The organism is Streptomyces sp. NPDC002817 (genome assembly GCF_053592055.1).
Genome location: NZ_JBSFUY010000010.1, coordinates 93,395 through 119,824 on the forward strand (window position 1 = coordinate 93,395; position 26,430 = coordinate 119,824).

Here is a 26,430-nt window from a genome sequence, read left to right on the forward strand (position 1 = left end):
GCCTACCCCCGCTCAGGCCGGATACGGCGGAAATCCCCCGACCAGATCCCGGACTTCTTCACGTGCCTTCTGCGTCTCGGCCTCACCTCTGAGCACCCCCGCGAGCAGTACGGCGATCCGCGCCACCTCCGCCTCCCCCATGCCCTGGGTGGTCACGGCCGCCGTTCCCAGGCGCAGACCGCGGGCGTCCGCGTGCGGCAGCGCACAGCAGTCGAGCACCATGCCGGCCGCCGCGAGCCGGCCCCTCGCGGTCCGCCCGTCGACGCCGAGCGGTGCCGGGTCGGCGGTGACCAGATGGGTGTCGGTCCCGCCCGTGGTGACGACGAGGCCCTCGGCGGCCAGCCCCGCCGCGAGAACCCTCGCGTTCGCGACCACCTGATGGGCGTACGTCGTGAAGGCCGGTGTTGCCGCCTCGCCGAACGCGACGGCCTTGGCGGCGATGGTGTGCATCTGCGCGCCGCCCTGCGTGAACGGGAAGACGGCCCGGTCGACCCGCTCGGCCAGCTCGGCACCGCACAGGATCATGCCGCCGCGGGGTCCGCGCAGCACCTTGTGCGTGGTGGCGCAGACGACGTCGGCGTACGGCACCGGACTGGGCGCCGCTCCCCCGGCGACGAGCCCGATGGGGTGAGCGGCGTCGGCGATGAGATACGCCCCGACCTCGTCGGCGACCTCGCGGAAGAAGGCGTAGTCCATGTGCCGGGGATAGGCGATGGAGCCGCACACGATGGCCTTGGGCCGGTGCTGACGGGCGAGCGTGCGCATCTGGTCGTACTCGATGAGCCCGGTCTCCGCGTCGACGCCGTACGGCACGAAGTCGAACCAGCGGCCGGAGAAGTTGGCGGGCGAGCCGTGGGTGAGGTGACCGCCGTAGGGCAGGCCGAGGGCGAGGACGGTGTCGCCGGGGCGCAGGAGTGCTGCATAGGCGGCCAGCACGGCCGACGAGCCCGAATGGGCCTGCACGTTGGCGTGCTCGGCGCCGAAGAGGGCCTTGGCGCGGTCCACGGCGATCCGCTCGGCGACGTCGACGATCTCGCAGCCGCCGTGGTGCCGGGCACCGGGGTATCCCTCGGCGTACTTGTTCGCCAGCGGCGACCCCATCGCGGCCAGCACGGCCGGCGAGCTGAAGTTCTCGGCGGCGATCAACTGCAACGACGTCGACTGCCGCGCTAGCTCGCCGAGCAGGATCTCGGCCAGCTCGGGATCCTGCCGCCGCAGGATGTCGGTGGTCTCGGGGGCATGGGTGACCGACATGGTGGACTCCGGGGCGTCGACGATGACGTACGTCCAATGTAGGCCCGAGACCGGTGGGATGCTCGGTCGTCACGTCCTGGCGGCTACTCCGGTGAGAGCAGTGACGACGGGATCCACCGCCTGATGTATCTCGTCCCCGATCGACCGGAAGAACGGCAGCGGCGCCCCGTACGGGTCGTACACCTCGTCCGCCTCCGCCGTCGGTGCCAGGAGCCACCCGCGTAGAGCCGCCGCGGCGCGGACCAGGGCGCGGGCGCGGGCCACCACGCCGTCCTCCAGGGGAGGCAGCGTTGTCGGGTCTATCGCTCGGACCAGGCGGGTGAACTCCTTCAGGGTGAAGGTGCGCAGGCCCGCCGAGTGGCCCATCGAGATGACCTGCTGACGGTGGTCGCGGGTGGCGGTGAGGACCAGGTCGGCCATGATGACGTGCTCGTCGAGGAGTTCGCGGCCCGTGAAGCCGGTCGCGTCCGCGCCGAAGTCGGCCAGCACGGTCTCCGCGTTGGCCTCCATGGGCGCGCCCTCATGGCCCCAGGTCCCCGCGCTCTCCACGACGAGCCCGCCCCACAGCGGGTCGCCGAGCCGGTCCGCCAGGGCATGCCGGGTCAGCCGCTCGGTGATCGGTGAGCGGCACACGTTGCCGGTGCTGACGTGGAGGATGCGGAAGGTGTCACGCGGGAGCCCTGTGAAGGTCCGCGTCTCCTCCGGGTCCCATATGCCACGCCCCGCGTCAGGGGCCGTCAATTCGCCACCTCGAGGTCGGGTACGACCTTCCGGAGCTCCTCCGCGGAGATCGCGCCCGCACGCAGCAGCAGCGGCACCTCACGGGTGACGTCGACGATCGAGGAGGGGACGTTGCCCGGGGTCGGACCGCCGTCGAGGTACACGGAGACCGAGTCGCCGAGCATCTCCTGGGCCGCGTCACAGTCCTCCGGCGCCGGATGGCCCGTCAGGTTCGCCGAGGACACCGCCATCGGGCCGACCTCGGTCAGCAGCTCGATGGCCACGGGGTGCAGGGGCATCCGGACGGCGACCGTGCCCCTCGTGTCCCCCAGGTCCCACTGCAACGACGGCTGGTGCTTGGCGACGAGCGTCAGCGCGCCCGGCCAGAACGCGTCGACGAGCTCCCAGGCCAGCTCGGAGAAGTCCGTGACGAGGCCGTGCAGGGTGTTCGGGGAGCCGATGAGGACGGGCGTGGGCATGTTGCGGCCCCGGCCCTTGGCCTCCAGCAGATCGTGCACCGCTTCCGAGGAGAACGCGTCGGCGCCGATGCCGTACACCGTGTCGGTCGGGAGGACCACGAGCTCGCCACGGCGGACGGCGGACGCGGCTTCGCGCAGACCGGTCGAGCGGTCGGTCGCGTCGTTGGTGTCGTATCGCCGTGCCATTTAGCGGGCCTCCTCGTACACGTACTGCTCTGAAGACTGCGGGGTGTGGCTCACGGCATCGCCTTGCGGGCCGTGGCGAACCGGGGGCGGTTGTTGAGGTCCGGGTGGTCGGCCGCGTCGGCCCAGCCCCGCTCCTCGGTGAAGATCCACGGCACCTGGCCGCCCTGGGTGTCGGCGTGCTCGATGACGACGACACCGCCGGGGCGCAGGAGCCGGTGTGCGGTCCGTTCCAGACCGCGGATGAGTTCGAGGCCGTCCTCCCCTGAGAACAGGGCGAGTTCGGGATCGTAGTCCCGCGCCTCGGGAGCGACGTACTCCCACTCGGTCAGCGGGATGTAGGGCGGGTTGGAGATGACCAGGTCGACCTGGCCGTCGAGGTCCTGGAAGGCGTCCAGGGCGTTGCCCTGACGCAGGTCGACCCTGGACCCCTCCATGTTCTTGCGCGTCCACTGCAGGGCGTCCTCGGACAGCTCCACGGCGTGCACCCGGGAGCGCGGGACCTCCTGGGCGAGGGCGAGCGCGATGGCACCGGAGCCGGTGCACAGGTCGACGATGCAGGGCTCCACGACGTCCATGGCGCGTACGGCGTCTATCGCCCACCCCACCACGGACTCGGTCTCGGGCCGTGGCACGAAGACCCCGGGACCGACCTGGAGCTCGAGGTACCGGAAGAAGGCCCGCCCGGTGATGTGCTGGAGCGGCTCGCGCTGCTCACGGCGGGCGATGACCTCCCAGTACCGGGCGTCGAAGTCCGAGTCCTTCACGGAGTGCAGCGCGCCCCGCTTCACGCCGTGCACGAACGCGGCGAGCTCCTCCGCGTCGTTGCGCGGCGAGGGCACGCCGGCGTCGGCCAGCCGCTGGGTGGCCTGGGCCACCTCTGCGAGCAGCAGGTTCACGCAAGTCCTCCGTGTCGTACTAGGTCGTGCGTACGTGCCTTTAGGCGGCTGCCAGCTTCGCCGCCGAGTCCGCGTCGACGCAGGCCTGGATCATCGCGTCGAGGTCGCCGTCCAGGACCTGGTCCAGGTTGTACGCCTTGAAGCCGACGCGGTGGTCCGAGATGCGGTTCTCCGGGAAGTTGTACGTACGGATCTTCTCGGAGCGGTCGACGGTGCGGACCTGGCTGCGGCGGGCGTCGGCGGCATTCTTCTCCGCCTCCTCCTGCGCCGCGGCGAGCAGCCTGGAGCGCAGGATACGCAGTGCCTGCTCCTTGTTCTGCAGCTGGCTCTTCTCGTTCTGGCAGGAGGCGACGACTCCGGTGGGAATGTGCGTGATGCGCACGGCGGAGTCGGTCGTGTTGACGGACTGGCCGCCGGGGCCGGAGGAGCGGTAGACGTCGATGCGGAGGTCGTTCGGGTTGATCTCGACGTCGACCTCCTCGGCCTCGGGGGTCACGAGGACACCGGCCGCGGAGGTGTGGATCCGGCCCTGGGACTCGGTCGCCGGCACCCGCTGCACGCGGTGCACGCCGCCCTCGTACTTCAGCCGGGCCCAGACGCCCTGCCCGGGCTCGGTGGCACCCTGGCCGCCCTTGGTCTTCACGGCGACCTGGACGTCCTTGTAGCCGCCCAGCTCGGACTCGGTGGCGTCGATGATCTCGGTCTTCCAGCCGACCCGCTCGGCGTACCGCAGGTACATGCGCAGCAGGTCGCCGGCGAACAGGGCGGACTCGTCGCCGCCGGCGCCCGCCTTGACCTCGAGGATGACGTCCTTGTCGTCGTTGGGGTCCCGCGGAACGAGCAGCAGGCGCAGCTTCTCGGTGAGCTCCTCGCGCTGCTTCTCCAGCTCCTTGACCTCGGCGGCGAAGTCCGGGTCGTCGGCGACGAACTCCTTCGCCGTCTCGATGTCGTCGCCGGTCTGCTTCCAGGAGCGGTACGTGGCGACGATCGGGGTGAGCTCGGCGTAGCGCTTGTTCAGCTTGCGCGCGTTGGCCTGGTCGGCGTGGACCGACGGGTCCGCGAGCTTCGTCTCCAGGTCGGCGTGCTCACCGACGAGTTCCTCGACGGCCTCGAACATCTCAGGGCTCCTGTACTGCGGATGAAGGGGGAAGGCGGGCGACCAAAAACGCCGGTCCCGGCGCACTCCGAGGAGTGCGGCGTGGACCGGCGCTGGTGGCTCGCTACTTCTTGGCAGCAGCCTTGCCGAAGCGGGCCTCGAAGCGGGCCACACGGCCACCGGTGTCGAGGATCTTCTGCTTGCCCGTGTAGAACGGGTGGCACTCGGAGCAGACCTCGGCGCGGACGGTGCCGCTGGAGATCGTGCTGCGGGTGGTGAACGACGCGCCACAGGTGCAGCTGACCTGCGTCTCGACGTACTCGGGGTGGATGTCGCGCTTCAAGGTGTCTCCTAGTTTCGGGAGGGCACCGGGTCGCCGTCCGCGGGTTGCGGGGGCGTGAACCGGGGCCGACGTACCAGTCTGCCAGCACTGGCCGCATCCCCCAAAACCGAGGGGCGGGGCGATCTATTCCCAGCGCCCCGGCGGGGGTCGTGCACGGGCCTACGGCGAGGTCACGACGCCCTTGGCCTGGCCGGTGGCGGTGCCCTTGGTGGCGCTCTTCGGGATCGCCCGGTCGTTCTCCAGGGCCTTCCAGACCAGCTTCGCCTTGTCCTCGTCCACCAGCACCCGGTTGCCGTCCTGCGGGTCGTACTGGACCGGCATGGTCACCATGGTCATGTTCTTGGAGCTGATGCCCTTGAGACCGTTCGCGAAGGACATGAGCTTGTTGACCGAGCCGAGGCCGGTGTCGGTCGTCACGGCGTTGGTCGCGGTGTCGGCGAGGTTGTAGAGCTTCTTCGGGCTGTCGAAGAGGTCGACGGTCTTGATCTGGTTGATCAGGGCCTTGATGAAGGCCTGCTGGAGCTGGATGCGCCCGAGGTCGGAGCCGTCGCCGACGCCGTGCCGGGTGCGGACCAGGCCGAGGGCCTGCTTGCCGGTGAGGGTGTGCGTGCCGGCCTTCAGGTCGAGGTGGCTCTCGGAGTCGCTGATGCTCTTCGTGGTGGTGACCTGGACGCCGCCGAGCTCGTCGATGAGCTTCTGGAAGCCGGAGAAGTCGACCTCCAGATAGTGGTCCATGCGGATGCCGGTGAGCGACTCGACCGTCTTCACCGCGCAGGAGGCGCCGCCCGTGGTGTACGCGGAGTTGAACATCACGTTGGTCGCGGCGTCGTGCTCGGTGCCGTCGGAGTCAGTGCACTCGGGGCGGTCGACGAGGGTGTCGCGGGGGATGGAGACCACGCTGGCCTTCTTGTGGCCCTCGTAGACGTGCACGATCATCGCCGTGTCGGAGCGGGCGCTGCCGTCGTCGGCGCCGCCGCCCAGCTTCTTGTTGGAGCCGGAACGTGTGTCGGAGCCCAGGACCAGGATGTTCTCGGAGCCGTTGTCGACCTTCGTGGGCCGGTCGGTGCCGAGGGCCTGGTCGATGTCGACGCTCTTGATGTTGCCGTTGAGCTTGAAGTACAGGTAGCCGGCGCCCGTACCGCCCAGCACGACGATGCCCGCGGCGGTCCAGGCCGTGATCAGCAGGCCCTTGCGCTTGCCGCGGGTCTTGCGGCGCCGGCCCTTGGCGCGGTGGCGCGGGCCCGTGGTGCCGGACTCCTCGGGTATACCGGGTTCCGGCGTGCTCTCGGCAGACATGTGCTCCTCGTTCTCGTCCGGTCGGGTACCCCCTGCTTTCAGGGTCAGACGTGGTCGTTACGACCCGAACATCACCATGGTCGCTCCGCCCGGTCAGACGGGTAAACCGGAGAAAGGGTTGCACAACGCACTGTGCCCACCCCGTGGAAGGGTGGGCACAGTGCGTAGTCGTTGAACGCGGGCGTACCGCGCTCACCTGCTATTTCATCCGAAGATGTCGTACTGCTTGAAATCGGTACCGACCGAGATCCTTGTGGCGAAGATCTCGCTCGTGGCCTTGCCGGTGCCCTTGTACAGGTACAGGGTGCCGCCGGGCGTACGGGCCAGGAAGTCGGCCTTGCCGTCGCCGGTGATGTCACCGATGGCGTCGAAGGCGTTGTACGTCGAGTTGCTCCAGGTGCGCACCTTCACGCGGGCGGAGAAGGGGCTGGAGGCCTTGCCGGTGCCCTTGTAGAGGTAGATGGCACCGGTGCTCTTGTTGCGCGCGAGCAGGTCGGCCTTGCCGTCGCCGTTGAAGTCGCCCTTGCCGCGGACCATGTTGTACGCGTTCCAGCCGGTGCCCGTGCCGATCTGCACGCGGGCCGAGAAGGTGCCGTTGCCCTTGCCCGGGTAGAGCCACGCCTTGCCGGCGGAGTCCACGGAGACCAGGTCGGGCTTGTAGTCGCCGGTCAGGTCACCCGGGGTGATGATGCGGGTGCGGCTCTTCCAGTTGTCGAAGATCTTCTTCTCGGCCCAGTCCTCTGCGGACCACGAGTAGTACAGCCGGTAGACGTCGCCGGTGGAGGTCTGGCGGTAGATCAGGTCCTGGACGCTGTCCCGGTCGAGGTCGGTCTGCGTGACGAGGTTGACGCCACCCCAGTTGCCCAGGTCCTGACGGGCGCCGAACGAGGTGCCCTTGGAGTTCTTCTGGTAGGCGATGTCCGTGGACGACTTGCGCACGAACAGGTCGGCCTTGGCGTCGGTGTAGCTCATGTTGGCGTCGTCGACCTGGGCGTAGGCGGCACCGAGGTACGTCTTGACCTTCGAGAAGACGCTGTACGCGCCCTTCTCGACGCAGTCCAGGACACCCCAGGAGACGACACCGACGATGCGGCCGCCCACGACCAGCGGGCCACCGGAGTCACCGTTGCAGGCGGACGTCGTACCGGTGTCGCTGCCGCTGGCGGGCTTGCCCGCGCAGACCATGTGGCCCTTGACGAAGTCCGCGCCGTAGTAGTTGGCGCAGGTGGTGTCCGACTGGATCGGCAGCGTGGCCGTCTTCAGGGTGTCGGAGACGTCCTGGGTGGTGGAGCTGGTACGGCCCCAGCCGTAGACCTTGGCGTTGGTGCCGGCGGCGTACGAGGCGGTGTCCGTGGACGTCGTCATACGGATCGGCGTCGCCTTGACCGGGGAGGCCAGGGTGAGGACGGCGATGTCGTTGTCGATGGTCCGCGAGCTGTACGACGGGTGGGTCCACTGACGGACCACACCGGAGACCGTGCCCGTGGTGTTGCCCGCGTCGTCGGGCAGCTGCGTGGCACCGGTGACGATCGCGCCGTACTTGGCCCAGTCGTAGCCCTTGGCGCAGTGCGCGGCGGTGAGGATCTTCGTGGGCGAGACGACGGCGCCACCGCAGAAGAAGCCGGTGTCGGTGGTGTCGTCGTAGTACCAGAGCTGGGCCATCCACGGAGCCGAGGTGATGGTCGTGGTGGACCCGCCGATGATCTTCGCGTCGACGGTGCCGCTGCTCGAGCTCAGCGACGACTTGCTGGTGTTCTCCCCCGCGGTGTCGTCACCGGCGACCGCGCCGGCGACGCGCTTCTCCAGCTCGGCCTGCGACACCGTGCTGATGGCGGGCTTGACCGTCGGCTTGGGAAGCGCGGTCGCGGCACCCGCCGACGAGGTCAGCAGCGCGGCGGCGACGGCAGCGGCGACACCGGCCGCGCCGATGGGCAGGGCGATCCGCATCCGACGTCTGTGGCGACCGGCTCCGGACATGGCTGTACCCACTCAAGTCCCCCCTCGGGATCAGAAGTTCAAGGGTCGAAAAAGTGACCGAAGAGCGCGATCGTACACCGCGCCACAGACAGCAAAGAGGGCCACCCTTGCAACAAGGGCGGCCCTCTTTATGAAGAGTTACGTCAGTCGCCGTTGCCCGGCGTCGGCGTCGTCTTCTGGATCTGCATCAGGAACTCGGCGTTCGACTTCGTCTGCTTCATCTTGTCGAGGAGCAGTTCGACCGCCTGCTGCTGGTCGAGCGCGTGCAGCACCCGGCGCAGCTTCCAGACGATCCCGAGCTCGTCGGGAGCGAGCAGGATCTCTTCCTTACGGGTGCCGGACGCGTCCACGTCCACCGCCGGGAAGATGCGCTTGTCGGCGAGCTTGCGGTCGAGCTTGAGCTCGGCGTTGCCGGTGCCCTTGAACTCCTCGAAGATGACCTCGTCCATGCGGGACCCGGTGTCCACCAGGGCGGTGGCGAGGATGGTCAGCGAGCCGCCGTCCTCGATGTTGCGGGCCGCACCGAAGAAGCGCTTCGGCGGGTACAGGGCGGTCGAGTCGACACCACCGGACAGGATGCGGCCGGAGGCGGGCGCGGCGAGGTTGTACGCACGGCCCAGACGCGTGATCGAGTCGAGCAGCACGACCACGTCGTGGCCCAGCTCCACCAGACGCTTGGCGCGCTCGATGGCGAGCTCGGCGACCGTGGTGTGGTCCTCGGCCGGACGGTCGAAGGTCGAGGAGATGACCTCGCCCTTCACCGACCGCTGCATGTCGGTGACCTCTTCCGGACGTTCGTCGACCAGGACGACCATCAGGTGGCACTCGGGGTTGTTGACGGTGATCGCGTTGGCGATCGCCTGCAGGATCATGGTCTTGCCGGTCTTCGGCGGGGCCACGATCAGACCGCGCTGGCCCTTACCGATCGGCGCGACGAGGTCGATGATGCGGGTGGTGAGGATGCCCGGGTCCGTCTCCAGACGGAGGCGGTCCTGCGGGTACAGCGGCGTCAGCTTGTTGAACTCCGGGCGCCCGCGCCCGGATTCGGGCGCCATGCCGTTGACGGAGTCCAGCCGGACCAGCGCGTTGAACTTCTCGCGGCGCTCGCCGTCCTTCGGCTGACGGACCGCACCGGTGACGTGGTCACCCTTGCGCAGGCCGTTCTTGCGGACCTGGGCGAGGGAGACGTACACGTCGTTCGGACCCGGGAGGTAACCCGACGTACGGATGAAGGCGTAGTTGTCGAGGATGTCCAGGATGCCCGCGACGGGGATCAGGACGTCGTCGTCGGCGAGCTGCGGCTCGGCGGCGGTGCCACCCATCTCGTCACGGCCACGACGGCCACGACGGTCCCGGTAACGACCGCGACGGCCACGGCGGCCGCCGTCGAAGTCGTCGTCGTCCTGCGGGCCGGTGTTGCGGTCCTGACGGTCCTGACGGCCGCCGCTCTGCTGCTGGCTCTGCTGCTGGCCGCGCTGGCCGCCCTGCTGGTCGTCGCCCTTGCCGCGGCGGTCGCGGTCGCGGCCGCCGCGCTCACGGTCACCGCGCTCGGCACGGTCACCGCGGTCGGCACGGTCCCGGCGGTCGCGGCGGCCCTGACGGCCGTCCGCGTCACCGGCGTCGCCCTGCGTCTGCGCGGGCGTCTCGGCCTTCGGCTCGCTCTTCGCCTCGGCGACCACCGTCTCGGGGCTGCCGGCATCGGCCGTGGCACGACGACGACGGCGCTCCGTGGGAGCGTCCTCGCTGGCGGGCTGGCCGGGAATCTCGATCTGCTGCTGGGCCACGGCCTTCTCGGCGGGGGCCTCGGCCGCCTTCTCCGCCTTCTTCTCGGCGGCCTCGCCGGTACGGGCCTTGGAGGTGGCGCGGCGCTTGGGCTTGGTCTCGGCGGCGTCCCCGGCGGGGGCGGACGCGGCCTTCGCCGGGGCGGCCCCACCGCCGGCCTGTGCCTCCTTGATGACCTCGATCAGCTGGCTCTTGCGCATACGCGCGGTGCCCCTGATGCCGAGGCCGGATGCGACCTGCTGCAGCTCGGCCAGCACCATGCCGTCGAGGCCGGTACCGCGGCGCCGCCGGGAGCCGGCACCGGTGGCAGGCGCGGAGGCGTCCGTGGAGGGCGCGGCAGCGGTCTCCTCGACACGTGCGCCCATCAGATCGGTGGTGTCGCTCACGAAGGGTCCTTCCCTGGAGCGGACGTCGGCCTGTCTGGCTCGGCGACCGTTTGTGCTGTCCGACGGCGGTCCCATCCTTGTGGACCGTGCCGGGGCGGTTGTCCGCCTGGGCGGCGGAGGAATCTGGTGATGGCGCTTCCCAGAGCAGTGACACCGACGGTCTGTGTCACGTGGCTCGGTCGCACCGGTTCCGGAGCGTGCCCGGCAAGTCGCTCAGTGCCCGCGTACGAGGTACAGCCCGCGTACGTCGTACGAAACACAGTGCGGCTTGGGAGGCTCCCGGAAGAATGTCTGTCCCGGACGGGGACGTGAAGCACCTCGCCATGGTGGGGTCGGGTGCAGACTTGAGGTTAACACTACCGGATCCAACAAACATTCCCCCTCTCCAAATCCGGCAATCGCCGGTATTCAGATGTCACTGGTAGAAGCGAGCGGCAGCACAATCGCCCCCTGAGCATCGAGTTCAAGCCGGTTGGCGGCCCAGCCCTCACCTGCCAGATGGGCCACCTTGTCCGCGCTGTCCTCATCGGCCAGCGCGAGAACGGTGGGCCCGGCTCCGGAAATCACGGCCGGAACTCCGTCCGCCCTCAAACGCTCCACGAGCGCGGCGCTTTCCGGCATGGCCGGAGCCCGGTATTCCTGGTGCAGCCGGTCCTCTGTCGCGGGCAGCAGCAGCTCGGGGCGCCGGGTGAGTGCCTCGACGAGCAGCGCGGCACGGCCCGCGTTGGCGGCGGCGTCGACGTGCGGCACGGTGCGCGGCAGCAGTCCGCGCGCGGTCTCGGTGAGAACCGGCTTCCCGGGCACGAAAACCACCGGAACGACGGAACGGTCGGGCTCCATCCTGATCGCCCGCGCGGCGCCCGCCTCCATCCAGGAGAGCGTGAAACCGCCGAGCAGACACGCCGCGACATTGTCGGGGTGACCCTCGATCTCGGTCGCGAGCTCAAGGAGCGCGGTGTCGTCGAGCCTGGACTCGCCGCCTATGGTCACGGCACGCGCGGCGACGATGCCCGCGCAGATGGCGGCCGAGGAAGAGCCCAGGCCACGGCCGTGCGGGATGCGGTTGGCGCACACGATCTCGAGTCCGCGCGGCTGTCCGCCGAGCAGGTCGAAGGCGGTGCGCAGGGACCGTACAAGAAGGTGCTTCTCGTCGCGCGGGAGGGTCTCGCTGCCCTCACCCGCGATGTCGATGTGCAGCCCGGAGTCGGCCACCCGGACGACGACGTCGTCGTAGAGCCCCAGCGACAGGCCCAGGGCGTCGAAGCCCGGGCCGAGGTTGGCGCTGGTGGCGGGGACGCGCACCCGGACGGCGGCGGCGCGGAACGCTGGACCGGCCATCGCTCGATGACTCTCCTTGAGCTGCGTGATTGTCGAAGACATTCGATACGTATCTGGAAACCCTCGGGTCGCGGAGATGACGCGACTCCCGGCCATGCGCGGGGGCATATGCGGCGGGCGGGTTCAGTACAGCCTATCGAAGGAAGGTTCTGTGGCGACATAGGGCGCACAGGAGGCGCACGATGCGTGTCGTAAGCCCCCTGTGCACCCCCTATAGGGATGCCGCTCCAGGGATGTCCTTATACGAGGCCGAGGCGCTCGGCCGCCGTCGCCGCGTCGACCGGGACGGTGACCGGCTGCGGGGCGCCGGCGACGGCCCAGTCGGGGTCCTTGAGGCCGTTGCCGGTGACGGTGCACACGATCTGCTGGCCCGGGTCGACCAGGCCCTGCTCGGCGGCCTTCAGCAGACCGGCGACGGACGCGGCGGAGGCGGGCTCCACGAAGACGCCCTCCTGCGCGGCCAACAGGCGGTAGGCGCGCAGGATCTCACGGTCCGTCACCTCGTCGATGAGGCCGCCGGACTCGTCCCGCGCCGCGAGGGCGTAGTTCCAGGACGCCGGGTTTCCGATACGGATGGCGGTGGCGATCGTCGACGGGTCCTTGACGACCTCGCCGCGCACGATCGGGGCACTGCCGGACGCCTGGAAGCCCCACATGCGGGGGGTCTTGGCGGCGATGCCGTCGGCGGCGTACTCCTTGTAGCCCTTCCAGTACGCGGTGATGTTGCCCGCGTTGCCCACCGGGAGGACGTGGATGTCGGGTGCGTCGCCGAGCATGTCCACGATCTCGAAGGCGGCGGTCTTCTGGCCCTCGATGCGCACCGGGTTGACCGAATTGACCAGCGCCACGGGGTAGTTGTCGCTCAGGGCGCGGGCCAGGGTGAGGCAGTCGTCGAAGTTGCCGTCGACCTGGAGGATCTTCGCGCCGTGGATGAGCGCCTGGCCCATCTTGCCGAGCGCGATCTTTCCCTGCGGAACGAGTACGGCACAGACCATGCCGGCGCGCACGGCGTACGCGGCGGCGGAGGCGGAGGTGTTGCCGGTGGAGGCGCAGATGACCGCCTTCGCGCCCTCCTCCTTGGCCCGGGTGATGGCCATGGTCATGCCGCGGTCCTTGAAGGACCCCGTCGGGTTCGCGCCCTCCACCTTGAGGTGGACCTCGCAGCCCGTGCGCTCGGAGAGCACCTGCGCGGGCACGAGGGGCGTGCCGCCCTCGCGGAGCGTCACGACCGGCGTGCTGTCGGAGACGGGCAGCCGGTCCCGGTACTCCTCGATGATTCCGCGCCACTGGTGGGTCATTGCTGGTTACTCTCCTTCAACCCGCATGATGCTGGCGACACCGCGCACGGTGTCGAGCTTGCGCAACGCCTCGACGGTCCCGCCCAGGGCGGCGTCGGACGCGCGGTGGGTGACGACGACGAGGGACGCCTCGCCGTCCTTACCCTGCTGGCGAACCGTATCGATGGAAACCCCGTGCTCGGCGAACACGGTGGCCACCTGGGCGAGAACACCCGGTTTGTCCGCCACGTCAAGGCTGATGTGGTACCGCGTGAAGACCTCGCCCATGCCCGACACGGGAAGGGCGGCGTACGCGGACTCACCGGGACCGGTCGCACCATTGAGCCGGTTCCGACAGACGGCGACGAGGTCGCCGAGCACGGCCGAGGCGGTGGGGGCACCACCGGCGCCGGGGCCGTAGAACATGAGCTGACCGGCGGCGTCGGACTCGACGAAGACGGCGTTGTAGGCGCCGCGCACGGAGGCCAGCGGATGGGTCAGCGGGATCATCGCGGGGTGCACGCGCGCGGTGACGGACCCGCCGTCCTCGGCCCGCTCGCAGATCGCGAGCAGCTTGATGGTGCAGCCCATGTTCTTCGCGGAGGCGAAGTCGGATGCGGTGACCTCGGCCATTCCCTCGCGGTAGACGTCGTCGAGGCGCACGCGCGTGTGGAAGGCGATACCGGCGAGGATGGCGGCCTTGGCGGCGGCGTCGAAGCCCTCGACGTCGGCGGTGGGGTCGGCCTCGGCGTACCCCAGGGCGGTGGCCTCGTCGAGGGCCTCCTGATAGCCGGCGCCCGTGGAGTCCATCTTGTCGAGGATGAAGTTGGTCGTGCCGTTGACGATGCCCAGCACGCGGTTGACCTTGTCGCCGGCGAGGGACTCGCGCAGCGGCCGGATCAGCGGGATGGCACCGGCGACGGCGGCCTCGTAGTAGAGGTCCGCGTCGTGCTCCTCGGCGACGGCGTGCAGGGCCGCGCCGTCCTGGGCGAGGAGCGCCTTGTTGGCGGAGACGACGGAGGCACCGTGCTCGAAAGCCGTGGTGATGAGGGAACGGGCGGGCTCGATACCGCCGATGACCTCCACCACGACGTCGATGTCCCCGCGTTTGACGAGGGCGGTGGCGTCGGTGGTGACCAGCTCGGCCGGGATGCCTTCGCGCACCTTGGAGGGCCGCCGAACGGCGACCCCGGCGAGCTCGACGGGGGCGCCGATGCGCGCGGCGAGGTCGTCGGCGTGCGTCGTCATGATGCGCGCCACCTCTGAGCCGACAACCCCACAGCCCAGCAGCGCCACCTTCAGCGGACGCGTACGCATCATCCGACCTCGTTTCCTCATACCGTCTACGGTTGGACCAGTCTCACTCACCGGACGGGAGTTTCTACCCTTCGTCCGGATCGTGAGACATCTATTTCATTTGTACGGGGGTGCAAGACAGGAGATCTTCCACCCGCCGGCGGGGGCTCACCCGATGTCGAGACGCAGGAGGTCCTCCTCCGTCTCACGGCGGACGATGACCCGGGACTCACCATCGTTCACCGCGACGACCGGCGGCCGCAGCACATGGTTGTAGTTGCTGGCCATGGACCGGCAGTACGCACCCGTGGCAGGTACGGCGATGAGGTCACCGGGCACGATGTCGGCCGGCAGGAACGCGTCCTTCACCACGATGTCCCCGCTCTCGCAGTGCTTGCCGACGACCCGGGCGAGCATGGGCTCGGCGTCGGAGGTGCGGGAGACCAGGGCGACGGTGTACTCGGCGTCGTACAGCGCGGTCCGGATGTTGTCGGACATGCCGCCGTCGACGGAGACGTAGGTGCGAAGGCCGTCGAGGGGCTTGGTGGTGCCGACCTCGTAGAGCGTGAAGGCGGTGGGGCCGACGATGGCGCGCCCCGGCTCGACGGAGATACGGGGGGTGCGGAGCTTCGCGGACTCGCACTCCCGCGTGACGATCTCGGTGAGCGCCTTGGCGATCTCGTGCGGCTCGCGGGGGTCGTCGTCGGAGGTGTAGGCGATACCGAGGCCACCACCGAGGTCGATCTCGGGAAGCTCTACGCCGTGCTCGTCACGGATGTCCTTCAGCAGCCCGACGACCCGGTGGGCGGCGACCTCGAAGCCGGACATGTCGAAGATCTGCGACCCGATGTGGGAGTGGATGCCGATGAGCTCGAGGCCGTCCAGCTGAAGAGCCCGTCGTACGGCCTCGGCTGCCTGGCCACCGGCGAGCGGGATGCCGAACTTCTGGTCCTCGTGGGCGGTGGCGATGAACTCGTGCGTGTGTGCTTCCACGCCGACGGTGATACGGATCTGGACGCGCTGCCGCTTGCCGAGTTCCTGGGCGATGTGGGCGACGCGGACGATCTCCTGGAAGGAGTCGAGGACGATGCGGCCGACGTCTGCGCGGATCGCCCTTTCGATCTCCTCCTTGGACTTGTTGTTGCCGTGGAAGGCGATGCGGTCGGCGGGCATACCGGCGGAGAGGGCGGTGGCGAGCTCACCACCGGAGCAGACGTCGAGGTTGAGCCCCTCCTCGTGCAGCCAGCGGACGACGGCGCGGGAGAGGAAGGCCTTGCCGGCGTAGAAGACGTCGGCGTCGGCACCGAAGGCGGAACGCCAGGCGCGGGCCCGCGCACGGAAGTCGGTCTCGTCGATGACGTAGGCGGGAGTGCCGTGCTCCTCGGCGAGCTGCGTGGCGGTGATACCGCCGACGGTGAGGACACCGTCCTCGTTGCGCGTGACCGTCTGGGCCCAGACCTTCGGGTCGAGGGTGTTGAGGTCGGCGGGCGGCGCGGAGTAGTGGCCCTCGGGGAGGACGTCGGCGTGACGGGGCCCGGCGGGGTGTGCGGAACGGCTCATGGTCTGTGGCTGGCTCTCTAGATGTGGTCGGGTGCGTCGATGCCGAGCAGGGTCAGGCCGCCGGCCAGCACCGTCCCGGCGGCTTCGGCGAGGGCGAGCCGGGAGCGGTGGGCGACCGAGGGTTTCTCGTCGCCGAGCGGGAGGACCGTGGGAAGGAAGGCGAGGGTCGCGTCGGCGACGGTGACCAGATGGCGGGCGAGCCGGTCCGGCGTATGTGCCGTGGCGGCGGCGCCCAGGATCCGGGGGTGGTCGGCGAGGGCGGCGATGAGGACACCGGGCGCGGCTTGCGGGTCGCCGGGGTGCGGGTCTCCAGGCTGGACGTCTCCGGGGTGTACGTCTCCGAGGTGGGGGGCGAATCCCAGGTCGGCGGCGTTGCGGCTGAGGGCCCGGGTGCGGGCGTGGGCGTAGCGGACGCGGAAGAGAGGGTTGCTCTCGCGCTGGACCAGGTGCTCGTCGGTGATGCGGGGCCGGTCGTGTGCGGCGGGGTGGAGCAGCGCCCAGCGGGCGGCGTCGCGGCCGAGGGGGGTGGGGTCGGCGGGGGCGGGCGCCGGACGCACGTTGACGTCGAGGGGGGCGGGCGCCCCGGGGGTGCCGGACGCGTCGACGCGCGCGCCGAGGATGTCGGCCCACTCCGGCCGGGGCGGGGCTTGCGACGACGTACGGACGAGGGCGCCCTGGGAGACGAGGATGCGGGCGATGGCGTCCATGACGACGACGGCGCGGACCTCGTGCGGGGCGTGGAGCTGCACGATCCGTCCGGTGGGGCGGTCGCTGTGGCCGTACCGGAGGCCGCGCCGCAGGATCTCCTCGACGAGCGCGGCAGGGGTGGTGTCGCGCAGGCGGATGTTGAGGAACCCGGGCCCGGTGACGACGACGTCGGTGACGCCGGGGGTGTCGAGGAGGTGCGGCCGGAGGATCTCGGCGACCTTTTCCGGTGGCTGCCCGGCGGGGCGGGCGAGCTGGAGGGCGATGTTGGTGGCGTAGTCACCGCAGCCACCGGGCCCGGGGGGCGTGACGACGGCCCGTCCGGGAACGGTCACGCTCAGCTCCCCGCCGTCGACAGCGCGACGGACCGCGCGCAGCACGGTACGGGAGAGCTCGACGGGGGTCACGGGACAAGCGTAGGGGAGGAGGGGGGTGGGTAGGCGAGTCGGTTTGGGCGAAGGTCCGCGATGTGGACGGGGCGCAAGACCGGGCCGGGCCGACGTGGGGGCGGGTGGGGCGATTGACCGGCTCAGCCGCCGGTGCGCCCGGCCCTCTCGGTCTCGCCGGCACCGAGGACGCGCCCGAAGACGTCGTCGCCGTCCTCCTCGGCCGGGTGCGCGGCGTGCCTGCGCTCGATCAACTGCCGTACGAGCTGTACGAGTTCAGCTGGTTCGAAGGGCTTGGCCAGGAAGGCGTCGACGCCGACATCGAGGCCGCTCTCGACCTCGTGCTGCGTACAGGCGCTGACGATGGCAAGGGGAAGATCACGGGTCCGGGGATCGGAACGCAGCCGGGCGGCGGTCCGAAGCCCGTCGAGTCGGGGCATAACGACATCAAGGGTGACCACGTCGGGCCGCACCTGATGCACCACATCCAGACACTCGGCACCATCGGCCGCGGTCACGACCTCGATGCCCTCCAGCTCGAGATTGACCCTGATCAACTGCCGGATGACCTTGTTGTCGTCCACAACAAGCACCCGGCCCGATGCGCCTGGCACAACTCGAGAGTAGGTCCGGACCGGCCACCGCGTCCGGGTTTTACCGACTTCTGCCCCCAGAGGGGAACGAACGAGATCACCAGTCCCCACAACCGACCACGACACCCCCTCCCGGACAGGGCTCCTGCGCCGATAAACCCGTTCATGAACACCCCGACGGAGCTGGTAGTGTTCTACCCGTCGCCGCGAGCAACGCGACCGACACGCCCCCGTAGCTCAGGGGATAGAGCAACGGCCTCCGGAGCCGTGTGCGCAGGTTCGAATCCTGCCGGGGGCACCCTGTATGAGGTGCCCAGAGACCCCGTAACCAGCAGCGATGCTGAGTGCGGGGTCTTCGCGTATGCGTAGCCGGATGCCGCTCGAAGCGGGAGGATGTCGGGCTCCGTGGACGAGGCGTGGACGGGATTTTGGCGCATTCCCGCAGGTGATGAGGCCCTTGAAGTCAGGTGGACCTGCTCCTCGATCCCGCCGTCCCAGTCGTTGAGCACATGGCACGGGCGGGAACCATGAGCATGGCTGAGGGAGGCTGCCGTGCCGAGTTCAATCACCGCCCGCCGGCAGACCAATGGACGAGTTGGGGGATCTCGTGGATGTGACCACGCTTGCCGTTGCGCTCATCAGCGTCGGAGGGACACTGGGCGGAACTCTGGGTGGGGCAGTGCTGAGCCAGCGCGCCGGCCGAGCCGAAGCGGTGGAGCAGAACCAGCGTGCCGACCGTGAACGGGAGCAGGAGCGCAATGATCGAGCGCAGCAGGACAAGCGCGATCTCTATGCCCAGCTGAACACCACAGCTCGCGCTTACCGGGTCGCAGCCCGAGACGCCGTCCAAGCGGCCCAACGCGGTGAAAGCGTCGACCCGGCACTCCTCGACACCGCCAAGGAGGCCTGGGCCGACCAGTACTCCCAGGCACAGATGGCGCTGCCGAAGGATGTCCTGGAGGTGGCCTCGGCGCTCAACAGGTCGCTCGGAGTCGGGTACTCGGTCGTCAAGCAGCTGCCGAGCAGCCCCGATCTCGATGGGGCGTACCGACGAGCGAAGACATGGTTCAGCGGCCCGCTGTCCGATGGCGTGTATCTCCTGCGAGTGACGCTGAGACACGACCTCGGCGTCGAGGTCGACCCCCACTTCCAGCAGACCCGCGTGCAGATGCTCGCCGCTCTCAACGCCGCGCGGAACAACCTCGATCAACTGCTGTTCGCAGAACGCGCCCAGGCCGCCCGATCTGCTTGACGGGCTCCGCGAACGGCCAGCACGCCTGGCCGCCTCGGTGGGGTCGACACCGGCGTTGAGCCACGTCGACAACGCTGAGTGCCGAAGGTCATACGGCCGACTCGCGAGCGGCGGGGTCTCGGCTGCCGGCGGAAGCGCCAGGAGCCGGGCCTCCTGCCACACCCGGTAATGGGTCGCGCTCTCCCTCTTCCTCGACCACCTCCGCGCGCACGGAGACAGCGCCGCGGCCGTGGACGCCCTGCGTCACCAGCACCGCAGACTCCACCGAAGCCTGGCCGAACTGCAGCAGACCCTGGACACCGGCTCGTCGCTCGGGGAGGCCCGAGCCGCTCGCAAGCGTCTGAAGGCGGACTTGGAGACCCTGTGCGCCGACCTCGACCCGGGCGACCGGACGGCGGGCGGCACGGTCGACCAGCTCATCGAGATCGTGCCCGGCGTGGTCAAGGCGGCCGTCAACCCCCTTGACGTGGGCGGCTACGCGGACGCGCTGCCGGCCCGGCCGTCCGACTGGATCCGCTCCTGGTGGTTGCGTCGCCCCGTACGTTCCGCCCTCCGGCTGCGCACCCGGCTGGAGGACCTCAGCCGATACGACCGTCTGCTCGAGGAGGCGACGGGCCACCGCGGCGATCCGGCCGAGGTCGAAGCCCTGCACCGCTCGTACGGACGGGAGTCGGAGCTCTACGGCGGTGACAGCCGGCTCCCGAGCGCGCCTCCGGTGACGACCGCCGCCGAGCCGTCGGAGCAGGAACCGGCCCAGCCTGTCGGCAGACTTCGGCAAGTCAGGGGCTTGGTGAGGTAGTTGATGGCAGCATCACCGTGCATGGGCAGAGATCGGTACGTCGACTTCCTGCGCGCCTGGGCGATCGTGTCGGTCGTCGCCGGGCACTGGCTCATCACCGCGCTCGTGCGGGAGCCCGACGGGGCGATCCGTGCGCCGGAGTTGCTCGCCGAGATTCCCTGGACGCAGTGGCTGACGCTCGGGTTTCAGATCATGCCGCTGTTCTTTCTGGCAGGAGGGTACGCGGCGGGTGGGTCCTGGGCCGCCGCGAGCGGTGGCGCCTCGGGGTGGGTACGGCGGCGGGCCCTGCGGCTGCTGGTGCCGGCCGGGATCTACAGCGGCCTCGTGCTGATCGCCGTAGGGGTGTGTCAGCTCGTCGGGGTGGATGCCGGCACGCTCGAGCTCGTCGGGTGGGCCATGGCGATGCAGTTCTGGTTTCTGCCGGTGTATCTGGTGCTCAGTGCGCTGACGCCGCTGCTGTACGCGGCGCATCTGCGGTGGGGGCTGCTCGTGCCGGTCGGGATGGGGGTGGTCGCCGGGGTGGCGGCGTACGTGCCGTACGGAGGGCTCCTCGGGTACGTCCTCGTGTGGGGCGTCGCCTATCAGCTCGGCTTCTGCTGGCGGGACGGACTGCTGCAGAACCGGGGTCTCGCGCTGGTGGGCTGTGGTGGGGCGGCCTTTGTCGGGCTCGTGGTCCTCGGGCCCTATCCCGTCAGTCTCATCCGGGTCACCGGGCAGGACCCCAGCAACACCGATCCGCCCTCCCTCGCCATGCTCGCCTGGGTGGTGGCCCAGGTGGGCGGGTGCCTTCTGCTCGCACCCCTCCTCAGGAAGGTGCTTGCGCGGGAGCGGGTGTGGCGGGTGGTCCGGGGTGTCGGGGGTGCCAGCATGACGCTCTATCTGTGGCACATGCTGCCCGTGCTCATCGTGGCCGCCGGCTTCTATCTGACCGGGCTCGCGCCCCAGCCCGCGCTCGGATCGCTCGCCTGGTGGGGGCTGCGGGTGCCCTGGCTGGTGGTGCTCGGGGTCGTCATGGCCGGGGTGGTGGCGGGGGTACGGCCGTTGGCGGGCATCCACGGGCGGGCTCGGCTCTCGGTACAGGGTCGCTCCTGGACGCTCTGGCTCGGGCTGGCTTTCGCCGTCGTGTCTCTCGCCCGCTTCGCCGTGCACGGCTTCGCTCCCGACGGGCGGTTTCCCCTGCTGTCGGCGCTCGGGCTGGCGTTGGGTACCGCACTGGTGATGCCGGGCGGTGATCGGCCCGTGTGCGACCGTGACCTTCCACACAGATCATCCACAGCCGCGTCCGGCAACTCATCGGTGACCGAGGCGAGTTGACGACGGGTCCGTTTCACGGCTTGTTTGCGGAATGCAAGAAACCGGGCATGTTTCCCTTTCAACTATGGCCTTTCCGGCTTTCGTCCAGTTCACTCGGGACGGCCTGCCGCAAGGCAGTTCGGACCACAGGAAGCATGTACGGATATGACCAAATCATCCGGGAATCCGCAAGTGCCGATGAATCCCCATCCTGTTAGCGCCGCCGAGGTCATCCCAGGGGACCTCGTCGCCCTGGCGCCGGAGGATGCCGAGGGGCCTCGGTGGTACGTCGTCACGCACACGCTGCCCGAGTCGCCGGAGACGATCCGGCTGACGTTGCGGCCCCCGTTGGGTGGTGTGGACCGCGACGAGGTGCTCGGGCGGGAGCGGCCGGTGACCGTCGCCTGCCGGCGGATGGATGTCGCCGTCGTGCCCCGGCTCTCCTCGCCCCCTCTCGACGACGTCGAGTTCCGGGACGGGGACCGGGTGGGATCCCTGCGGGCCGTCGATCCGGGTGCCGTCGAGGTGACCTTCGTACGGCGGTGGGGGTCCTGGCACCGGGATCTCGACCACTGTGCCGAGCCGCCCGTGTCCGACCCCGACGTGCGACGGTGGGCCGCCGACGCGGACCGGGAGGGGTTCGTCGTACGACATCACCCTCGGCCCGCGCGTGAGGCCGCCGCCTCCGGACCTCGGCGGGTCGTCGTCACCGGACTCGGGGCCGTCACTCCGCTCGGTGTCGGGGTCGACGAGCTGTGGCGGGGGCTGCTCGACGGACGGCACGGGATACGGGAGTTGGACGACGAGGAGTTCCGTGAGCTGCCGGTGCGGGTGGCCGGGACCGTACCCGTCGATCCCGTCACGCTGCTGCCCCGCGCTGCCGCCCGGCGGATGAACCGTGCCGCCCAGTTCGCCGTGCTGGCCGCGCGGGAGGCCTGGGGGGATGCCGGGTTCGTGGACGGCGGGACGGTCGAGAGCGGGCTTGACCCGGCGCGGGTGGGGGTGAGTCTCGGGGCGATTCTCGGGGACGCGTCCGTGCTCGTGGGCGGGGACCGGAAGCTGCGGGACAAGGGGCCCCGTGGGGTCTCGCCGCTCACCACGCCCATGACCGTGCCCTCTCAGGCCGCCTCCCAGGTCTCCCTCGACCTGCACATCACCGGCGAGGCACGGACCGTCACCAGCGCCTGTGCCTCCGGGACCGAGGCGATCGGGCAGGCCATCGACCGCATACGGTACGGCCGGGTCGACCTCGCTCTCGCGGGTGGCGCGGAGGCTGTCGTCACGCCGGCGATCATGGCCTCGTTCGCCTCCATGCGGGCTTTGTCCCAGGCGGGGTTGGCGGAGGGTTCGCCCTCGCGGCCGTTCGCCAAGGACCGGGACGGGTTCGTGAACGGGGAGGGCGCGGGGGTGCTCGTACTCGAGGCCGAGGAGCATGCCCGGGCCCGGGGTGCGCGGATCTACTGCGAGGCCGCCGGCTGGGGGCTCTCCGCCGACGCGCATCACATGGCCGCGCCCGATCCGTCCGGGAGCGGGGTCGCGCTGGCCGTGCGGCGGGCGGTGCGGGATGCGGGTGGGTACGTGGTGGACGTCGTCCATGTGAACGCGCATGCGACGGCGACCGTGGAGGGGGACCTTGCCGAGGCGGGTGCTCTGCGAGCCGTGCTGGGGCGACGGTCGGTGCCGGTGACCGCGTTGAAGGGGCACCTCGGGCATCTGCAGGGGGCCGCGGGCGGGGTCGAGGCGGTTGCCGCCGTGCTGACGTTGCATCACGGGGTGGTGCCGCCGACCGTCGGGTGCCGGGAGGTCGACGACGCGGTCGGGCTGGACGTGGTGCTCGGGGAGCCACGGGAGTTGCCGGTCGACGGCGACCTGGCGCTCAGCAACTCGTTCGGGTTCGGCGGGCACAACGCGGTACTGGCCTTGCGACGGCTCGGGCGAGGGTAGTTCGGCACCGCCGGGCCGCGGTGTCGGAAGAGACGGCGGGGCTCGTCTCAGGCCGAGCGCTTGCGGGGTGTCGTCTTCCTTGCCGTCGTCTTCTTCGCCGCAGCCGTGGTTTTCGACGCCGTGGACTTTGACGCCGTGGACTTCGACGTCGTCTTCTTCGCCGCCGTCGATTTCTTCGCCGACGCCGCCGTCTTCTTCGCGGAAGCGGTCGTCTTCTTCGCTGCCGCCGTCGCCGTCGCCGTCGACTTCTTGCCCCCCGCCTGCTTCGGCGTGGCGCGTGCCGACTTGCGCTGGGGCAGGCGGCGGACCTCCGCGGGCTCCTCGCCCCGGGACTCCTTCGCGTCGCGGACGCTCTTCTCCAGGGCGGCCATGAGGTCGAGGACCTTGCCGCCCTTCGCGGGTTCCGGAGCCTCGGGCACGGTCTCGCCGGCCGCCTTGGCGGCGACGACCTCCTCCAGGGCCTCGCGGTACTCGTCGTGGAGGTCGTCCAGGTCGATCTCGCCCAGGGTGTCCATCAGAGCGTCCGCGAGGTCCAACTCCTTGTCGTTCACCGTGACCTTGGTGTCGGGTGCGACACCCTGCGGGGCCCGGACCTCGTCCGGCCACAGCAGTCCGTGCATGGCGATCGCGTCCTCCACCACCCGCAGCATGCCCAGGCGCTCCCGGCCGCGGAGCGCGAACTTGGCGATGGCGACCTTGTTGCTGCGCTTCAGCGCCTCCCGCAGCAGCGTGTACGGCTTCGCCGCGGGGGCGCCGCCCGCCGCGAGGTAGTACGCGGCGTCCATCTGGAGCGGGTCGATACGGTCGGCCGGTACGAAGGCGACGATCTCGATCGTCTTGGCCGTCGGGAGGGGAAGGTGGGCGAGATCGTCGTCGGTGATCGGGATGATCGTGCCGTCTGCGTCCTCGTAGCCCTTTCCGATCTCGGCCGAGCCGACCTCCTTCTCCTCCAGCTCGCAGACCTTGCGGTAGCGGATGCGGCCGCCGTCCTCCAGATGGATCTGGCGGAAGGAGATCGAGTGGCTCTCGGTGGCGTTGACCAGCTTGATGGGGATGCTGACCAGTCCGAACGAGATGGCGCCGTTCCATATGGATCGCACGATCAGCACCTTTCCTGAACATAAAGGGCATAAGGGTGTCATCTACCCATTACGTGGGATTCTCATCGTATGACGCCGATCACCGAGGTGGACGGGCACCGGCTCGCGCTCAGCAATCTGGACAAGGTGCTGTATCCCGCGACCGGGTTCACCAAGGGCGAGGTGCTGCACTACTACGCGACCACCGCCGACGCCCTGCTCCCCCATCTGCGGGACCGGCCGCTGTCCTTCCTGCGGTATCCGGACGGCCCCGACGGTCAGGTGTTCTTCACCAAGAACGTGCCGCCGGGTACGCCCGACTGGGTCACCACCGCCGAGGTGCCCAGATCGGAGGGGCCGGCGCGGATGGTGCTGGTCCAGGATCTGGCGAGCCTGATGTGGGCCGCGAACCTCGTCACGGAGTTCCATACGCACCAGTGGGTGATCCAGCGGCCCGACCATGCCGACCGGCTCGTCCTCGATCTCGACCCCGGCTCTCCGGCCACCGTCGTCGACTGCTGCGAGGTCGCGCTCTGGCTGCGGGAACGGCTCGCCGAGGACGGGATCGAGGCGTACGCCAAGACGTCCGGGTCCAAGGGGCTGCATCTGCTGGCCGCCGTGCACCCGACCCCCTCCGAACGGGTGACCGAGTACGCCAAGGAGCTGGCCGTCGCCGCCGAGCGCGCCCTCCCCCGCCTCGCCGTGCACCGGATGACCAAGAGCCTGCGGCCCGGAAAGGTCTTCGTCGACTGGAGCCAGAACGCGGCCCGGAAGACGACCGCCACGCCCTACACCCTGCGGGCCCGACCGGAGCCCACCGTCTCCGCCCCCGTCACCTGGGACGAGGTCGAGGCGTGCCGGTCTCCCGGGCAACTCACCTTCCTCGCGACGGACATCGCACCCCGCCTCCAGGACCACGGCGACCTGCTCGCCCCGCTCTTCGAAAGCGCTGACGCGGCTCGACTGCCCCGGCTTCGGTGACCGTCATCACTTCACGCCGTTGACGTGGTCACACGCGCGTCCATGTGTGCCGGTCGCGCGCCATCGCGTGCAGGGCCTCCACATCCGCCGGCTTGAGCATCCCGCCGAGCCGGGCCAGGCTCTCCGTCTCCGTGTCCGTGATGATCCGGACCTCCCTCGGCGGGACGGTGATCCGGACGTCCGTCGGGCCGACGAGGGCGAGGACGGGGTGGACCTCGGCGGTCAGGGCGTAGGAGGCGCGGTCGGCGTCGGCGCGGACGCGGCGCAGCAGCGGGTGGGGGTCGCGGCGGCCCAGGGAGACCATGGGGTCGGCGACCGTCACCCGTTGCTTGCGGGCGTACGCCGAATGGATCGCGAAGAGGCCGCCGGGGCCGATCGCCAGATGGTGGACGCGGTCGCCGCCGGGCAACGGGACCGAGTGCAGGACGTGCCAGCCCGCCCCGTCCAGCCGGTCCAGCGCCTCCCCCACCGCCTGCTCGGCCAGCAGCGCCCTGCGGCGCGGGTCCGGGCGCAGCCGGTGCGGTGGTCCCGGGTCGCGGTCGAGGGCGATCTGGAGGGCCTCGCCGGGACGGTTGGGCGCCAGGTCGTCGTCCGGGTGGAGGGTGAGCCGGGCGAGCTCCGCCGGTGTCGGCACCGGGGGCGGCCCCACCGCCACCGGGCCGGTCAGGAAGGGCCCGAGGACTTCGAGCACATCGTCTCTGCGGTCCTCGCTCAACAGGTTCACCCGGGCCGCCTCACGGTCGTACCAGGCGACGTTCCGCCCGTCCGTCAGGCACACGTAGAGCCGCTCCTGGCCGTGGCGCCAGGTCGGTATGACGCGCAGTCCGCTCATGCACCATCACCCCTTGACCATGGGAACAGGCGGGGTGCTCCAGGGGCAAGAAGGCGGTTACCTTTGGGAGTAGTTGGGTGGGGGAGTTGGGGAGGCGTTGTTGCGTACCCGCAGGAAGCAGCCCGACGTGCCGGCCCCGGACAGTCCATGGAGCGAGATAGTGCCCGGCCTGTGGATGGGCGGGCACGAGTTCAGGGGGCACTCGGGGCAACTGGAATTCGCCGTCGTACGGGACGAGTTCGATCTCGTCCAGACCTTGCTGAGGCTGCCGGGGCACGGGCCCGACCCGGGAGTGGAACACCATGTCTGGCCGATTCCCGACGGGCCACTGGACGGAACCCAGCTCGCGGGCGTGATACGCCTCGCGCAGGCCGCGAGCGACGCACTGGACGAGGGCCGCAAGGTCCTCGTCCGCTGTTACCACGGCTACAACCGCTCGGGACTGGTCATCGCACACGCGCTGATCCGGAGCGGGCGCTCCGCGGAGGAGGCGATCCGGACGATCCGGTCCCGCCGCTCGCCATGGGCGCTGCACAACGACCTGTTCGTCGACTATCTGCGGGCGGGGCTGCCGACCGCGCGGCTGCTGGAGGAGCTGGCAGAGTAGGCCCACGTCCCGCCCATCAGGTGCGCAAAAAGGACTTCCGTACGAATAAGGTGTACGGGCCGGTCACCTCCCG

At 70.0% G+C, this 26,430-nt stretch carries 23 protein-coding genes, 1 tRNA gene and 1 pseudogene; 7 read left to right on the forward strand and 18 right to left on the reverse strand.

What is annotated here, in order from left to right:
* Positions 1 to 12: 12 nt before the first annotated feature.
* The 15 genes from ACWD3I_RS20990 to ACWD3I_RS21060 form a co-directional block, all read right to left on the reverse strand.
* The gene (locus tag ACWD3I_RS20990; protein WP_365393024.1) at positions 13 to 1,254 is read right to left on the reverse strand and encodes a serine hydroxymethyltransferase; all 1,242 of its coding nucleotides are present in this window, start codon (positions 1,252 to 1,254) and stop codon (positions 13 to 15) included.
* Positions 1,255 to 1,323: 69 nt separating this feature from the next.
* Complete coding sequence (locus ACWD3I_RS20995; RefSeq protein WP_046262517.1) at positions 1,324 to 1,995, reverse strand: arsenate reductase/protein-tyrosine-phosphatase family protein; 672 nt, start codon at positions 1,993 to 1,995, stop codon at positions 1,324 to 1,326.
* Complete coding sequence (locus ACWD3I_RS21000) at positions 1,992 to 2,639, reverse strand: L-threonylcarbamoyladenylate synthase (RefSeq protein ID WP_046262518.1); 648 nt, start codon at positions 2,637 to 2,639, stop codon at positions 1,992 to 1,994. Before ACWD3I_RS21000 ends, ACWD3I_RS20995 begins: the two co-directional genes overlap by 4 nt.
* A 50-nt stretch (positions 2,640 to 2,689) precedes the next feature.
* Positions 2,690 to 3,535 (reverse strand): peptide chain release factor N(5)-glutamine methyltransferase, encoded by an 846-nt coding sequence (gene prmC / locus ACWD3I_RS21005; RefSeq protein WP_365393019.1) that lies wholly within the window; start codon positions 3,533 to 3,535, stop codon positions 2,690 to 2,692.
* A gap of 40 nt (positions 3,536 to 3,575) precedes the next feature.
* Complete coding sequence (gene prfA / locus ACWD3I_RS21010; RefSeq protein ID WP_266888014.1) at positions 3,576 to 4,652, reverse strand: peptide chain release factor 1; 1,077 nt, start codon at positions 4,650 to 4,652, stop codon at positions 3,576 to 3,578.
* Between the two features lie 103 nt (positions 4,653 to 4,755).
* Complete coding sequence (gene rpmE, locus ACWD3I_RS21015) at positions 4,756 to 4,974, reverse strand: 50S ribosomal protein L31 (RefSeq protein ID WP_020122779.1); 219 nt, start codon at positions 4,972 to 4,974, stop codon at positions 4,756 to 4,758.
* A 159-nt stretch (positions 4,975 to 5,133) separates the two neighbouring features.
* Complete coding sequence (locus ACWD3I_RS21020) at positions 5,134 to 6,270, reverse strand: LCP family protein (protein WP_365393015.1); 1,137 nt, start codon at positions 6,268 to 6,270, stop codon at positions 5,134 to 5,136.
* A 204-nt stretch (positions 6,271 to 6,474) separates the two neighbouring features.
* Complete coding sequence (locus tag ACWD3I_RS21025) at positions 6,475 to 8,217, reverse strand: trypsin-like serine protease (protein WP_365393012.1); 1,743 nt, start codon at positions 8,215 to 8,217, stop codon at positions 6,475 to 6,477.
* A gap of 173 nt (positions 8,218 to 8,390) precedes the next feature.
* Entirely contained in the window at positions 8,391 to 10,415 is a 2,025-nt protein-coding gene (rho, locus tag ACWD3I_RS21030; protein WP_365393010.1) for a transcription termination factor Rho, read from the reverse strand.
* Between the two features lie 408 nt (positions 10,416 to 10,823).
* Positions 10,824 to 11,753, reverse strand: a complete 930-nt coding sequence (gene thrB / locus ACWD3I_RS21035; RefSeq protein ID WP_365393007.1) for a homoserine kinase — start codon at positions 11,751 to 11,753, stop codon at positions 10,824 to 10,826.
* Between the two features lie 239 nt (positions 11,754 to 11,992).
* A complete protein-coding gene (gene thrC / locus ACWD3I_RS21040) occupies positions 11,993 to 13,051 on the reverse strand; it encodes a threonine synthase (protein ID WP_365393005.1) in 1,059 nt (352 codons plus the stop codon).
* A gap of 6 nt (positions 13,052 to 13,057) precedes the next feature.
* Positions 13,058 to 14,350 (reverse strand): homoserine dehydrogenase, encoded by a 1,293-nt coding sequence (locus ACWD3I_RS21045; protein WP_365393002.1) that lies wholly within the window; start codon positions 14,348 to 14,350, stop codon positions 13,058 to 13,060.
* Positions 14,351 to 14,494: 144 nt separating this feature from the next.
* A complete protein-coding gene (gene lysA, locus ACWD3I_RS21050; protein ID WP_365392999.1) occupies positions 14,495 to 15,886 on the reverse strand; it encodes a diaminopimelate decarboxylase in 1,392 nt (463 codons plus the stop codon).
* A 17-nt stretch (positions 15,887 to 15,903) separates the two neighbouring features.
* On the reverse strand, positions 15,904 to 16,998 hold the full coding sequence (gene nrtL, locus ACWD3I_RS21055; RefSeq protein WP_365392996.1) for an ArgS-related anticodon-binding protein NrtL: 1,095 nt from the start codon (positions 16,996 to 16,998) through the stop codon (positions 15,904 to 15,906).
* A 122-nt stretch (positions 16,999 to 17,120) separates the two neighbouring features.
* On the reverse strand, positions 17,121 to 17,681 hold the full coding sequence (locus ACWD3I_RS21060) for a response regulator (RefSeq protein ID WP_451084139.1): 561 nt from the start codon (positions 17,679 to 17,681) through the stop codon (positions 17,121 to 17,123).
* Positions 17,682 to 17,796: 115 nt separating this feature from the next.
* Here ACWD3I_RS21060 and ACWD3I_RS21065 point away from each other — a divergent pair.
* Both ACWD3I_RS21065 and ACWD3I_RS21070 read left to right on the forward strand, forming a co-directional pair.
* Positions 17,797 to 17,868, forward strand: a tRNA-Arg gene (locus ACWD3I_RS21065).
* A 309-nt stretch (positions 17,869 to 18,177) separates the two neighbouring features.
* The gene (locus ACWD3I_RS21070; RefSeq protein ID WP_451084136.1) at positions 18,178 to 18,822 is read left to right on the forward strand and encodes a hypothetical protein; all 645 of its coding nucleotides are present in this window, start codon (positions 18,178 to 18,180) and stop codon (positions 18,820 to 18,822) included.
* 9 nt (positions 18,823 to 18,831) lie between these two features.
* Here ACWD3I_RS21070 and ACWD3I_RS21075 read toward each other — a convergent pair.
* Positions 18,832 to 19,002: pseudogene (locus tag ACWD3I_RS21075) on the reverse strand (tyrosine-type recombinase/integrase); the annotation flags it as partial.
* A 49-nt stretch (positions 19,003 to 19,051) separates the two neighbouring features.
* Between ACWD3I_RS21075 and ACWD3I_RS21080 the strand changes: the two are divergent.
* The 3 genes from ACWD3I_RS21080 to ACWD3I_RS21090 all read left to right on the forward strand — a co-directional run bounded on the left by ACWD3I_RS21080 (position 19,052) and on the right by ACWD3I_RS21090 (position 22,858).
* Positions 19,052 to 19,621, forward strand: a complete 570-nt coding sequence (locus ACWD3I_RS21080; protein WP_365392987.1) for a hypothetical protein — start codon at positions 19,052 to 19,054, stop codon at positions 19,619 to 19,621.
* A gap of 21 nt (positions 19,622 to 19,642) precedes the next feature.
* Complete coding sequence (locus ACWD3I_RS21085) at positions 19,643 to 20,935, forward strand: acyltransferase family protein (protein WP_365392984.1); 1,293 nt, start codon at positions 19,643 to 19,645, stop codon at positions 20,933 to 20,935.
* Positions 20,936 to 21,112: 177 nt separating this feature from the next.
* On the forward strand, positions 21,113 to 22,858 hold the full coding sequence (locus ACWD3I_RS21090) for a beta-ketoacyl-[acyl-carrier-protein] synthase family protein (protein ID WP_365393240.1): 1,746 nt from the start codon (positions 21,113 to 21,115) through the stop codon (positions 22,856 to 22,858).
* Positions 22,859 to 22,905: 47 nt separating this feature from the next.
* Here the strand turns inward: ACWD3I_RS21090 and ku are convergent, their stop codons facing one another.
* On the reverse strand, positions 22,906 to 23,958 hold the full coding sequence (ku, locus tag ACWD3I_RS21095; RefSeq protein ID WP_365392981.1) for a non-homologous end joining protein Ku: 1,053 nt from the start codon (positions 23,956 to 23,958) through the stop codon (positions 22,906 to 22,908).
* A gap of 69 nt (positions 23,959 to 24,027) precedes the next feature.
* Between ku and ligD the strand changes: the two genes are divergently transcribed.
* Positions 24,028 to 24,918 carry a non-homologous end-joining DNA ligase gene (gene ligD, locus ACWD3I_RS21100; protein ID WP_365392978.1) on the forward strand — a complete coding sequence of 297 codons (891 nt, stop codon included), beginning with the start codon at positions 24,028 to 24,030 and terminating at the stop codon, positions 24,916 to 24,918.
* A 28-nt stretch (positions 24,919 to 24,946) separates the two neighbouring features.
* On the opposite strand, the gene ACWD3I_RS21105 is transcribed toward ligD, so the two are convergent.
* Positions 24,947 to 25,750: a nuclease-related domain-containing protein gene (locus tag ACWD3I_RS21105; protein WP_365392975.1), complete on the reverse strand. Its 804-nt coding sequence runs from the start codon at positions 25,748 to 25,750 to the stop codon at positions 24,947 to 24,949.
* Between the two features lie 100 nt (positions 25,751 to 25,850).
* Between ACWD3I_RS21105 and ACWD3I_RS21110 the strand changes: the two genes are divergently transcribed.
* Positions 25,851 to 26,357, forward strand: a complete 507-nt coding sequence (locus ACWD3I_RS21110) for a protein-tyrosine phosphatase family protein (RefSeq protein WP_266888053.1) — start codon at positions 25,851 to 25,853, stop codon at positions 26,355 to 26,357.
* The last annotated feature ends 73 nt before the right edge of the window (positions 26,358 to 26,430 follow it).